This window comes from Streptomyces sp. NPDC001515 (genome assembly GCF_053597115.1).
In genome coordinates this window covers 70,809-84,712 of record NZ_JBSFHN010000013.1, presented here as the reverse complement: position 1 = coordinate 84,712, position 13,904 = coordinate 70,809, and the positions used below count along the sequence as shown (strand labels likewise).

General features: G+C 75.7%; 1 protein-coding gene. It reads right to left on the bottom strand.

Going from position 1 to position 13,904, the window contains the following annotated elements; genetic code table 11:
• Positions 1-10: 10 nt before the first annotated feature.
• A complete protein-coding gene (locus tag ACWCXC_RS15980) occupies positions 11-13,903 on the bottom strand; it encodes a type I polyketide synthase (RefSeq protein ID WP_450889253.1) in 13,893 nt (4,630 codons plus the stop codon).
• Between the last annotated feature and the right edge of the window lies 1 nt (position 13,904).

Genomic DNA, 13,904 nt, shown 5'->3' with positions numbered 1-13,904 from the left:
CGGCTTTCGCTCAGGAAGACTTACCGAACTCCCTGTGGATGAATTCGAACAGCTCGTCGTCTGTCGCTGTCTCCAACTTGCGGGTTACGGGCACCTCGTCATCCACGGTCTGCCTGTCCCCCAGCGCCGACAGTAGGCCGCGCAGCCGGGCTTGGACGGCGTCGAGGTCGTGGTCTGGGGAAAGAGCTGAAATTCCGGCCTCAATCTTGTCCAGCTCCTGAAGAACTGCCTGGTCCGGAGCGAGCGGTGCGGACTGCTCGCCGAGGAGTCCGGTGCGCAGCCTTCCGACGAGGTCCAGGGCCGTGGGGTGGTCGAAGACGAGGGTGGCGGGCAGTTTGACGCCCGTCGCCTTCGTCAGCCGGTTGCGGAGCTCCACGGAGGTCAGGGAGTCGAATCCGAGGCTCTTGAAGGGCCGGTCGACCTCGATGGCGTCGGGTTCGTCGTGGCCCAGGACGGCGGCGACGGCGGTCCGGACGAGGTCGAGGAGGGCGGCGTCGCGTTCGGCGGCCACCATGGCGCGCAGCCGGCCGGCGACGTCGTCGTCCGGCTGCCCGGCGGGTGTGCCGGGGCCGGGGCCGTCCGCCGCCGGGCCCCCGGTGGGGAGTTCGGCGAGCAGCGGCCGGGGCCGGGCCGCCGTGAAGCCGGTCGCGAAGCGCGGCCAGTCGACGGCGGCGACGGTGAGCAGCGTCTCGTCGTGCTCCAGGGCCTGGCGCAGGGCGGCGAGGGCCCGGTCGGGGGCCATGGCGTCGACGCCCCGGCGGCGCAGTTGTTCCTCGGCGGCCGGGTCGGCGGCCATGCCGCTGCCGGACCAGGCGCCCCAGGCGACGGAGGTGGCGGTGCGGCCACGGGCCCGACGGGACTGGGCGAGGGCGTCGAGCGCGGCGTTCGCGGCGGCGTAGGCGGCCTGGCCGCCGCTGCCCCAGACCCCGGCGTTGGACGAGAACAGCACGAAGGCGTCGAGTGCGTCCTCGTCGAAGTACTCGCCGATCAGTGCGTCGAGATGGGTGGCGCCCAAGGTCTTGGCGGCGAGCACGTCCGCGCATTCGGCGGGGCTCATCTCGGTGAGCGGGGTGGCCTGGACGAGTCCGGCGGCGTGGACGACGGTGCGCAGTCGGTGTCCTTCGTCGCGCAGCCCGGCCAGCAGGGCGGCGACCGCGTCCCGGTCCGCGACGTCGCAGGCGGTGATGGTCACGTCGGCGCCGAGCGCGGTCAGTTCCTTGTGCAGGGCGTCGGCGCCGGGGGCGTCGGGGCCCCGGCGGCCGGCGAGGACGAGGTGTCGGGTGCCGGCGGCGGCGAGCCAGCGGGCGATGTGGGCGCCGAGGCCGCCGGTTCCGCCGGTGACGAGGGCGGTGTCCCGGGGCTGCCAGGAGCGGGCGGGCGGGGTGTCGCCGAGCGGTGCGGGCACCAGGCGGCGGACGAGGGCGCCCTGGCGGCGCAGGGCGATCTGGTCCTCGTCGCCGCTCCCGGCCAGGAGGTGGCGGAGCCGTTCGGCGTCGGGGGCTTCGAGGGCGGCGGGCAGGTCGATGAGGCCGCCCCAGCGGTCGGCCTGTTCCAGGCCGATGACCCGGCCCAGGCCCCATATCTGGCGTTGGACGGGGTCGGTGAGCCGGTCGCCGGGGGCGGCCAGTTCGGCGGCGCGGGTCAGCAGCCACAGGGGCGCGTCGTCGTCCGTGTCGGCCAGGGCCTGGGCGAGTTGCAGGGTCGCGGAGACTCCGGCGGGCGTGGCGGGGTGCTCGGGGTGCGGGCGGGTGTCGGTGCCGAGCAGGGAGACGATGCCGTGCGGCGGGCCGGCGTCGGCGCGGTGCCCGCGGAGCAGGTCGGTGAGGGAGGCGCGGGTCGCGGTGGCCGTGTCGACGGTCGCGGTCCGCAGGGTGGCTCCGGGGGTGCCCGCCAGGGCCCGGCCGACCGCCTCGCACCACTCCCGGGTGCCGTCGTCGGCGGTGCCGGTGAGGTCGGGGGTGAGCAGGAGCCAGGTGCCGGTCGGGCGGGCGGGCCGCTGTTCGGGGAGCGGGCGCCACACGGCGCGGTAGCGCCAGGCGTCCAGGGCGGCGGCGTCGCGGCGGGTGCGCCGCCAGGCGGACAGCCGGGGCAGCACCTCGCCGAGGGCGGCGGCGCCGACGCCGAGGGTGTCCGCGAGGGCGTTGGTGTCCTGCTGTTCGACGGCCGTCCAGAAGCCGGCGTCGGCGGGGTCGGTGGTGGCCGGGGCGGGTGCGGCGGGGCGCGGCCAGTAGCGGCGGTGCTGGAAGGCGTACGTGGGCAGGTCGGCGCGGACGGTGCCGGTGTCGGGGCCGGCGGTGACCGCGTGCAGGTCGATGTCCACGCCGGAGCAGTGGGCCTCGGCGAGCGAGGCGGCGAAGCGGCGCGGGCCGCCGTCGTCGCGGCGCAGCGAGCCGCCGACGAAGACCTGTCCGGTGGCCGGGGCTGCGTCGGCGAGGTCGTCCACGGTCTCGCGCACGGGGACGGTGAGGACCGGGTGCGGGCTCATCTCCAGGAAGGCGCGGTGGCCCTGGCCGGCGAGGGTGCGGACGACGGGGTCGAGCATCACGGGCCGGCGCAGGTTGTGGAACCAGTACGCGGCGTCCGTCTCCTCGCCGTCGATCCAGGTGCCCGTGACCGAGGACAGCATCGGGACGGTGGGGCGCTGCGGCCGGATGGGCCGCAGCGCGGCCAGGACCTCGGCCTCGATGCGGTCGACATGGGCGCTGTGCGAGGCGTAGTCGACGGGGATGCGCCTGGCCCGGACGCCGGTGGACTCGCAGTGGGAGAGGAGTTCGTCGAGGGCGTCCACGTCGCCGGAGATCACCACGGAGGCGGGTCCGTTGACGGCGGCGACCGAGCAGCGGCCCTCGTAGCGGGCGACGAGGTCGGCGGCCGGTTCGGGGGCGAGCATCACGGAGACCATGCCGCCGCTTCCGGCGAGCGCGGTCAGGGCGCGGCTGCGCAGGGCGACGACGCGGGCCGCGTCGGGCAGGGAGAGGGCGCCGGCCACGCAGGCGGCGGCGATCTCGCCCTGGGAGTGGCCGATCACGGCGTGCGGGCGGACGCCGCAGGACTGCCAGAGCGCGGCGAGGGAGACCATCACCGCGAACAGCACGGGCTGGACGACGTCCACGCGGTCGTAGCCGGGGGCGCCGGGCGCACCGTGCAGGACGTCGGTGAGCCGCCAGTCGACGTGGGCGGCGAGCGCGTCCTCGCACTCGGCGAGCTTCGCGGCGAACACCGGGGAGGACGCGGCCAGTTCGGTGGCCATGCCGGCCCATTGGGCGCCCTGGCCGGGGAAGACGAACACGGTCCTGCCGGGTGAGCCGGCCGTGGCGGTGACGACGTGGGCGGACTCGCGGCCCTCGGCGAGCGCGGTCAGCCCGGCGAGCAGGTCGTCGGGGCCGGTGCCGATGACGGCGGCGCGCCGGTCGAGCGCGGCACGGGTGGTGGCCAGGGCGCGGGCGACGGCGGCGGGGGCCGGTGCGCCGGGGCCGGTGACGTGGGTCAGCAGCCGGGCGGCCTGGTCGGTGAGGGCCTGCGGGGTCTTGCCGGACAGGGTCCACAGCACCGCGTCGGAGAACGGGGCGGGGGCCTCGGGTGCCGCGCCGGGTGCGGGTTCCGGCTGCTCGGGGGCCTGTTCCAGGATGACGTGGGCGTTGGTGCCGCTGACACCGAAGGCGGAGACCCCGGCGCGGCGCGGCCGGTCGAGCGCGGGCCAGGCCCGCTGCTCGGTGAGCAGCCGTACGCCGCCGCCCGCGACACCCTCCCAGTCGACGTGCGGGGTGGGCGCGGAGACGTGGAGGGTCTTGGGCAGGGTGGCGTGGCCCAGGGCGAGGACGGTCTTGATGACTCCGGCGACTCCGGCCGCCGCCTGGGTGTGCCCGATGTTGGACTTGAGCGAGCCGAGCCAGAGCGGCCGGTCCTCGGGCCGGTCCTGCCCGTACGTGGCGAGGAGGGCCTGCGCCTCGATGGGGTCGCCGAGCGTGGTGCCGGTGCCGTGGGCCTCGACCGCGTCGACGTCCTGCGGGGTGAGGCCGGACGCGGCGAGGGCTTGGCGGACGACGCGCTGCTGGGCGGGGCCGCTGGGGGCGCTGAGCCCGTTGGAGGCGCCGTCCTGGTTGACGGCGGTGCCCCGGATGACGGCGAGGACGGGGTGGCCGTTGCGCCGGGCGTCGGAGAGGCGTTCCACCATGACGACGCCCGCGCCCTCGCCCCAGCCGGTGCCGTCGGCGTCCTCGGAGAACGCCTTGCACCGCCCGTCGGGCGACAGGGCGCGCTGCCGGCTGAACTCCACGAACGCGCCGGGGGTGCTCATCACGGACGCCCCGGCCACCAGCGCGGCGCTGCACTCATCGGCCCGCAGCGCCTGGCACGCCAGATGCAGGGCGACGAGCGACGCCGAGCAGGCGGTGTCCACGGTCATGGCGGGCCCTTCGAGCCCGAAGGTGTACGAGATGCGGCCGGAGAACACGCTGGCGGAGCTGCCCGTGGCGAGGTAGCCGGCCACGTTCTCGTCGGAGTTGTGCAGGGCGGCGGGGTAGTCCTGGCCGTTGGTCCCGGCGAAGACGCCGATGCGGCTGCCGCGGACGGAACGCGGGTCGATCCCGGCCCGTTCGAAGGCCTCCCAGGAGCATTCGAGGAGGAGCCGCTGCTGCGGGTCCATGGCCAGGGCCTCGCGCGGGTTGATGCCGAACAGGTCGGCGTCGAAGTCCGCCACGCCGTGGAGGAAGCCTCCCTCCCGGGCGTACGAGGTGCCTTCGTGGGCCGGGTCCGGGTGGTAGAGGCCGGCGGTGTCCCAGCCCCGGTCCTCGGGGAAGGGGCCGATGCCGTCCGCGCCGTCGGTGAGCAGCCGCCACAGTTCCTCGGGGGTGCGGATGCCGCCGGAGAAGCGGCAGCTCATGCCGACGACGGCGATGGGTTCGTCGGCGGCGCCGGTCCGGTGGGCCGGGAGGGGGGTGTCGGCCGTGGTGTCGTCGGTGCCGGTCAGCTCGTGCAGGAGGTGCCGGGCGAGGGCGTCGGCGTTGGAGTGGTCGTAGACGAGGGTGGCGGGCAGGACGAGACCGGTGAGCGCGGCGAGCCGGCCGCGCAGGTCCAGGGCGAGCAGCGAGTCGAAGCCGAGCGCGGAGAACGCGGCCTCCGGTTCGACGTCCGCGCCGGAGGGGTGTCCGAGGACCTGGGCGGCCTGGGCGCGGACCGCGTCGAGCAGGGCGGCGTGCCGGGCCTGTTCGGGCAGGGCCAGCACCTCGCGCCGCAGCGTCGGTGCGTCGCCGCCCGGCTGGTCGGCGGTGTCCTCGGGCGCGGCGAGCGCGGCGAGCAGTCCGCCGGTCCGTCCGGCGGACATCCGTGCCCAGTCGGCGTCCGCGATCACCGCGCCGGACGCGTCGCCGGTCAGGGCGTGGGCGAGCGCGGCGAGCGCGGCCGGGGCGGCCATGGGGGTGAGCCCGGTGTGCCGCATCCGTGCGGCGAGGTCGCCGTCGGCGGCCATGCCGTCACCGGCCCAGGGGCCCCAGGCGACGGACAGCCCGCGGTGCCCGGCCCGGCGGCGGGTCTCGGCGAGGGCGTCGAGGTAGGCGTTGGCCGCCGCGTAGCCGGCCTGGCCGACGGAGCCGAGGGTCCCGGCGAGGGAGGAGAAGTACAGGGTGTACGCGTCCGGCGCGCGGTCGGCGAGCAGCGCGTCCAGGTGCGCGGCGGCCGTGGCCTTCGCCGCCCAGATGGCGTCCAGTTGGGCGCGGGTCATGGTGTGCAGCAGCCCGTCGTCGACGATCCCGGCCGCGTGCACGACGCCGTCGACGCGGACGCCGTCGGCGTCGAGTCCGTCGAGCAGCGCGGCGAGCGCGTCCCGGTCGGAGACGTCGCAGGCGGCGAGGGTGACGCGGACGCCCGCCTCGGTCAGTTCTTCGCGCAGCGCGGTCGCGCCGGGCGCGTCGGGGCCCCGGCGGCCGACGAGGACGAGGTGCCGGGCGCCGTGGCCGGTCAGCCACCGGGCGACGTGGCCGCCGAGCGCCCCGGTGCCGCCGGTGACCAGGACGGTCGCGCCCAGGGGCGGTTCGCCCCCGGTGCGGGCCGGGCCGGGCACGCGTTCCAGCCGTCGTACGGACAGCCCGGTCGCGCGGACGGCGACCTCGTGCTCGCCGGTCGTCCCGGCCAGCACACCGGCGAGCCGTTCGAGGTCCGGTGCGGCCGGACGGGCCGGCAGGTCGGCCAGTCCGCCCCAGCGGTCGGGGTGTTCGAGCGCGGCGACCCGGCCCAGCCCCCACACGGCGGCCTGCTCGGGGTCCGGTGCCGTGTCGTCGTCCCCGGTGGCGACGGCGCCGCTGGTCACGCACCACAGGGGCGCCGTGACGGATGCCTCGCCGAGCCCGCGCACCACGTCCGCGAGCCAGCCGGTCCGGGCCGCTCCCGTCCCGGCGGCCCCGGTCGGCAGGCAGACGACCCCGGCCGCCCCGGTGTGCGGGGCGAGGAGCGGCGCGATGTCCGTGTCCGGGGCGAGCGCGACCGCTTCGGGCTCGGCGCCCGCGGCGCGGAGTGCGTCGGTGAGCCCGGTGACCAGGGGGTCGTCACCGGTCCCGGGGGCCAGCACCAGCCAGCGCCCGGCGAGCGGACCGGGCCGTTCGGTGACGGGGCGCCAGACGACGCGGTGGTTCCACCCGTCCCGGGTATCCGCGCCCGCGCCGAGCCAGTAGCGCCGGCGCCGGAAGGCGTACGTGGGCAGTTCGGTGACCCGTGCCCCGGCCGGGGCGAAGAACGCGCCCCAGTCGGCCTCGGCCCCGGCCGCCCACAGCTGGGCGAGCGCGGTGACGGACGTGACGGGCTCCGGCTTGTCCCGCCGCAGCAGCGCCCCCACGGACGCGGCGTCCGCGTACGTCTCGTCGATGGCTCCGGTGAGGGTGGCGTCCGGGCCCAGCTCCAGGAACCGGGTGACCCCGAGGTCCTTGAGCCGGGTCACGGCGTCCGCGAAGCGGACCGTGCCACGGACCTGGTCGGTCCAGTACGCGGCGCTGAACTCGGTGACCGGTTCCCCGGTCAGCGTGGACACGATCGGGATACGAGGCGTCTCGTACGCCAACTCGGCGGCGACAGCCGTGAAGGCGTCGAGCATCGGGTCCATCAGGGGGGAGTGGAAGGCGTGACTGACCTCCAGCCACCGCGACTGACGCCCCGACAACCGCGCGGCCACCGCTTCGACGGCTTCACGGGTACCCGAAAGCACCACCTGCCCCGGCGCGTTGACCGCGGCGACCGAAACGCCCTCCACCAGCAGCGGAGCGACCTCGTCCAGCCTCGCCCGCACCGCCCACATCGCACCACCGGACGGCAGCGCCTGCATCAGACCCGCACGCGCCGCCACCAGCCGGGCAGCGTCCGCCAGGGACAGCACCCCGGCAACATGCGCGGCGGCCAGCTCACCCACCGAGTGACCGGCCAGGTAGTCCGGACGCACTCCCCACGACTCCACGAGCCGGTAGAGGGCGACTTCGACGGCGAAGAGGGCGGGCTGCGCCCAGCCGGTGTTCTTCAGGGCCTCCGCGTCCTCGAACACGACATCGCGCAGGGGCCGGTCCAGCAGCGCGTCGAAGTGCGCGCACACCTCGTCCAGGGCCTCCGCAAACACCGGGAAGGAGTCGGTCAGTTCACGTCCCATGCCGACCCGCTGACCGCCCTGGCCGGAGAACACGAAGCCGGTGAGGCCGTCGCCGGCCGTCGCGGTCACCGTGCCGGGGGCGGGGACGCCGTCGGCCAGGGAGCCCAGCCCGTCGAGCAGGTCGTCGGTGCCGGTGCCGAGGACGACGGCGCGGTGGTCCAGGGCGGCCCGGGTCGTCGCCAGGGACACGCCCACATCGGCCGGGCCCGCCTCCGCCGCGCGGTCGCGCAGCCGGGCGGCCTGGGCGGCGACGGCGTCGCGCGACCGGGCGGAGAGGAGCCACGGGACGACGGGCAGCGGGGCCGTGGTCCGGGCGGGTTCCGGCGCGGCGGGCGCCTCTTCGAGGATGACGTGCGCGTTCGTCCCGCTGATGCCGAAGGCGGAGATCCCGGCCCGGCGCGGCCGGTCGCCGGCGGGCCAGGGCCGTGCGTCGGAGAGCAGTTCCACGGCGCCCGCCGACCAGTCGACGTGCGTGGACGGCGTCCGGGCGTACAGGGTCCGGGGCAGTTCGCCGTGCCGCATCGCCAGGACCATCTTGATGACGCCGGCCACCCCGGCGGCGGCCTGGGTGTGGCCGAGGTTCGACTTCACGGAACCGAGCCACAGCGGGCGGTCCTCGGGCCGGTCCTGGCCGTACGTGGCGAGGAGTGCGTGGGCCTCGATCGGGTCCCCCAGGCGGGTGCCCGTCCCGTGCGCCTCGACCGCGTCCACCTCGGCGGCCGAGATCCCGGCGGTGGCCAGCGCCTGGCGGATGACGCGCTGCTGGGCGGGGCCGCTGGGGGCGCTGAGCCCGTTGGAGGCGCCGTCCTGGTTGGTGGCGGTGCCGCGCACCACGGCCAGGACGCGGTGGCCGTTGCGGCGGGCGTCGGACAGCCGCTCCAGGACGAGGACGCCCGCGCCCTCGCCCCAGCCGGTGCCGTCCGCGTCGTCGGAGAACGCCTTGCACCGGCCGTCCCCGGCGAGACCGCCCTGCCGGCTGAACTCGGTGAAGCTGTCCGGTGTCACCAGCACGGCCACACCGCCGGCCAGGGCCATCGTGGACTCGCCGGAGCGCAGGGACTGGGCGGCCCAGTGCAGCGCGACCAGCGAGGAGGAGCAGGCCGTGTCGAGCGTGACCGCCGGACCCTCCAGACCGAGGGTGTACGCGACGCGGCCCGAGACGACGCTCGTGGCGTTGCCGACGAGCAGATGCCCCTTGACCTCCTCGGGAACGGACGGCAGTCCGCTGCCGTACCCCATGCTGTTGCAGCCGATGAAGACGCCCGTACGGCTGCCGCGTACCGAGGTCGGGTCGATCCCGGCGTGCTCGAACGCCTCCCAGGCGGTTTCGAGCAGGAGTCGCTGCTGCGGGTCGGTGGCCAGGGCCTCGCGCGGGCTCATGCCGAAGAACCCGGCGTCGAAGTCGATCGCGTCGTACACGAATCCGCCCTCGCGGACCCCGGCGACATCGGTGGGCCAGCCCCGGTCGGTGGGCAGCGCGGAGAGGGCGTCCGTCCCGGCGGCGAGCAGGTTCCAGAAGTCCTCGGGCGAGCGGATGTCTCCCGGGTAGCGGCAGCCGATGCCGACGATGGCGATGGGCTCGTCGGCCGCCCCGGAGCCGGTGCCCGGGGTGCCGGTGGTGTCCTGGGCGGCGGAGGTGCCGCCGAGGAGTTCGGTACGGAGGAAGGCGGCCAGCAGACGGGGCTGGGCGTGGTCGAAGACCAGGGTGGCGGGGAGCCGGAGTCCGGTGGCGGTGCCCAGGCGGTTGCGCAGCTCCAGGGCGGTGAGCGAGTCGAAGCCCAGCTCGCGGAAGGCGCGGCCCTGCTCGATCGCGTCGGCGTCCGCGTGGCCGAGGACGGCGGCGGCGTGGGCGCGCACCAGGTCGAGGAGTTCGCGCTGCTGCTCGGCCGGGGTCAGTGCGGCCAGACGGCGGCGCAGGGTGTCGTCGGTGGCGTCCGGCCCGGTGCCCTCCGGCTGCCCGGCCGCCAGGGCCCGTACGGCCTCGGGGAGTTCGTCGAGGAGCGGGCGGGGGCGGGCGGAGGCGAAGGCGGGCGCGAAGCGCTCCCAGTCCATGTCCGCCACGATCGCGGTGGTCTCGTCGCGCTCGACGGCGGCGCGCAGCGCGGCGAACGCGGAGGCGGGCGCCATCGCGCGGATGCCCCGGGCCCCCAGATGGCGGGCCATCGAGTCGTCGGCGGCCATGCCCGCGCCGCCCCAGGCGCCCCAGGCGACCGAGGTGGCGGTCCGGCCCGCCGCCCGGCGGCGGTGGGCGAGGGCGTCGAGATGGGCGTTGGCCGCCGCGTAGACCGCCTGGCCGCCGCTGCCCCAGACCCCGGCACTGGACGAGAACAGCACGAACGCGTCCAGCGGCCGGTCCCCGAGCAGGTCGTCCAGGTGGGTGGCGCCGAGCGTCTTCGCGGCCAGCACGTCCGCGAGGCCGTCGGCGCGGTGCTCGGCCAGGGGCGCGAACTCCCCGACGCCCGCCGCGTGCACGACCGCCGTCAGCGGGTGCGCCTCGGGCACCAGACCGAGCACATCGGCCAGGGCCGCGCGGTCCGCGACATCGCAGGCCGCGAGTGTGACGCCGACGCCCTGTGCGGTCAGTTCGTCGCGCAGTTCCGCCGCCCCGGGCGCCTCGGCGCCGCGCCGGCTGGTCAGGATCAGATGGTCGATACCCTCGGCGGCCAGCCACCGGGCCAGTTCGGCGCCGATGCCGCCCGTGGCTCCGGTGACCAGCGCGGTGCCGTGCGGCCGCCAGCGGCGGACCCGGGCGTCCTCGGGCCGGGCGTGGACGAGACGGCGTACGTAGGAGCCCGAGGCGCGCAGCGCGATCTGGTCCTCGCCGCCGTCGGCCAGCACGGCGGCGAGCCGCGCCGCGCCGCGTGCGTCGAGGAGTGCGGGCAGGTCGATGAGCCCGCCCCAGCGGTCGGGGTGTTCGAGGCCGACGACCCGGCCGAGCCCCCAGATGCCCGCCTGCGCCGCGCTGGGCTCCGGGTCGGAGGAGCCGATGCCCACCGCGCCCCGGGTGGCGATCCAGAGCGGGGCGGTGATCTCGGCGTCCCCCAGTGCCTGGACCAGCGCGACCGTGGCCGCCAGCCCGGACGGCACGGCCGGCTGCCCGGCGTACGGGCGCTCGTCCAGCGCCCCGAGCGAGAGCACCCCGGCCGGCTGCGGCACCAGGGCGCGCAGCCGCTCGGCGAGGGCCGCCCGTTCGCCGTCGCCGTCCGCCGTCACCAGGGTCCGCACCTCGACGCCGTGCGCGCGCAGGGCGTCGAGCACACCTGCGGTGTACTCGGTCCCGGCCTCGCTCTCCGGCAGCACCACCAGCCAGTCCCCGGCCGGCTCCGGCCGCCCGTCACCGGTACGCCACGGGCGCCACTTCACCTCGTAGCGCCAGGAGTCGGTGGTGTCCTGCTCGCGCTGCTTGCGCCGCCAGTCCGCGAGCGCGGGTAGCAGCGGATCGATGACCGCCGCCTCCGCGTCGAGCGTCCCGGCCAGCGCCTGCGCGTCGGCCCGCTCCACCGCCGCCCAGAACTCCCGGTCGGCGGCGGTCCCCTCACCGGAGACGGTCGCCTCATCGGCACGGACCTCGGGCCAGTAGGAGCTGCGCTGGAAGGCGTACGTCGGCAGATCCACGAGCGCCGGACGGGTCTCGGGGAACGCGGCCGTCCAGTCGACGTCCACGCCGTGCACCCACAGCTCGGCCACTCCGGCCAGGAACCGGTCGAGCCCGCCGTCGTCGCGGCGCAGGGAGCCGGTGACCACGGCATCGTCGGCTATCTCTTCGATCGCCGCGGAGAGCACGGGGTGGGAGGAGACCTCGACAAAGACCCCGTAGCCGTCGTTCGCCAGCTCCTCGATGGCCTCGGCAAAACGGACCCGGGAACGGAGATTCGTCACCCAGTAGTCGGTGGTCATGTCGGAGCCGTCGGTGAACTCACCCGTCACCGTCGACAGAAGCGGAATCGTCCCCGCACGCGGGCTGATCCCGGCCAGACTGGCCGTCAGCTCGTCATGCAGCACATCCATGGCGGGCGAGTGGGAGGCGTAGTCGACCGCGATACGGCGCGCCCGCAACCCCAGCTCCACACACCGGGCCACGGCCTCTTCCACAGCCTCGATCTCACCCGAAATGACCACCTGGGACGGCCCGTTGACGGCAGCGACCGACACCCGGCCGTCCCAGGCGGACAAGATCTCCTCGACCCGGTCCACCCCGGCACCGACCGACGCCATCGTCCCGTTACCACTGGCCAGACCCGCAATCGCCCGGCTCCGCACGCACACCACACGCAGCGCGTCCTCAAGCGACAACGCACCCGCCACATACGCGGCAGCGATCTCCCCCTGCGAATGACCGACAACAGCCGAAGGCGTCACCCCGTACGACCGCCAGACCTCCGCGAGCGCGACCATCACCACGAACGACGCAGGCTGAACCACATCCACCCGCTCCAGCGACGGCGCGTCCGGACCGCCCCGCAGCACATCGGTGACGGACCAGTCCACCAGCCCCTCCATCGCAGCCTCACACTCAGCCACGACACCGGCGAACACCGGCGAATCAGCGAGGAGTTGGGCACCCATGGCGACCCACTGCGCCCCCTGCCCCGGGAACACGAACACCGACCGCCCCACCGGGCCGGTGACGCCCGACACCACGGCCGCCGACGGCTCATCGGCGGCCAGGGCGGCGAGGCCGGAACCGTACGCACCCAGCACCACCGCACGGTGCTCGAAACGCGCCCGGGTCGTCGCCAGCGACCACCCCACCGACACCGGATCGGCGTCAGCGGCCACCGGGCCCAGCGCCTCCGCCTGCCCCCGCAACGCGGCGGCACTCCGCCCCGACAGCAACCACGGAACCACCGACGGCGACGGGGCGGTGTCCGGGGCCTCGGGGGTCTGCTCGGCGGGGGCCTCCTCCAGGATCACGTGGGCGTTGGTGCCGCTCATCCCGAACGCCGACACGCCGGCGCGCCTCGGCCGCTCGCCGCGCGGCCAGTCGCGGGCCTCGGCCAGCAGCTCCACCGCTCCGGCCGACCAGTCGACATGGGACGACGGGGTGCCCAGGTGCAGGGACTTCGGCATGAGGTCGTGGCGCATCGCCTGGACCATCTTGATGACGCCCGCGACGCCCGCCGCGCCCTGGGTGTGGCCCAGGTTGGACTTGACCGAGCCGAGCCACAGCGGCCGGCCCGCCGGGCGGTCCTGGCCGTAGGTCGCCAGGACGGCCTGGGCCTCGATGGGGTCGCCGAGCGTGGTGCCGGTGCCGTGGGCCTCGACGACGTCCACGTCGGCGGAGGTCAGGCGGGCGTTGGCGAGGGCCTGGCGGATGACGCGCTGCTGGGCGGGGCCGCTCGGGGCGGTGAGGCCGTTCGAGGCGCCGTCCTGGTTGACGGCCGTGCCGCGCACCACGGCCAGGACGCGGTGGCCGTTGCGGCGGGCGTCCGAGAGGCGTTCGACGAGGAGCAGTCCGACCCCTTCGCTCCAGGCCGTGCCGTCGGCGTCCTCCGAGAAGGGCTTGCAGCGGCCGTCGGGGGCCAGGCCCCGCTGCCGGCTGAACTCGCGGAAGGTGGACGGGCTGGTCATCAGCTGGGCGCCGCCGGCCAGGGCCAGCGAGCATTCGCCGGACCTGAGGGACTGCACGGCCAGGTGCAGGGCCACCAGGGAGGTGGAGCAGGCGGTGTCCACGGTGACCGCCGGGCCTTCGAGGCCCAGGACGTAGGCGATGCGGCCGGAGGCGACGCTCGTGGCGACGCCGGTGGCGAGGTAGCCCTCGGTGTCGATGCCCGACTCGTGGACGAAGGGTCCGTAGTCCTGGCCGGTGGCCCCGGTAAAGACGCCGGTGGCGGTACCGCGCAGCGAGGCCGGGGAGATCCGTGCGCTCTCCAGGGTCTCCCAGGCGACTTCGAGGAGCAGCCGCTGCTGGGGGTCCATGGCCAGGGCCTCGCGCGGGGAGATCCCGAAGAAGCCCGCGTCGAAGCCGTCGGCGTCGTGGAGGAAGCCGCCCTCGCTGACGTAGGTGGTGCCGCGCCGGTCGGGGTCGGGGTCGACGAGGGATTCGGTCTCCCAACCGGGCCGGTCGGGGAACGGCGAGATGGCGTCCTCCCCTCCGGCCAGCAGCTCCCACAGCCGGTCGGGGCTGTCGGCACCGCCGGGGAGCCGGCACCCCATGCCCACGATCGCGATCGGTTCGCGTGCGACCTGTTCCAGGCGCTCGTTGCGCTGCTTGAGCTGTTCGTTGCTGCGCAGCGCGGCGCGCAGTGCGTCGACGATCTTGTCCGAGGGTGCGGTCATG

Bases quoted from the DNA above. Each gene is read 5' to 3' on its own strand.
- ACWCXC_RS15980 (WP_450889253.1), bottom strand. From the start codon at position 13,903: ATGACCGCACCCTCGGACAAGATCGTCGACGCACTGCGCGCCGCGCTG.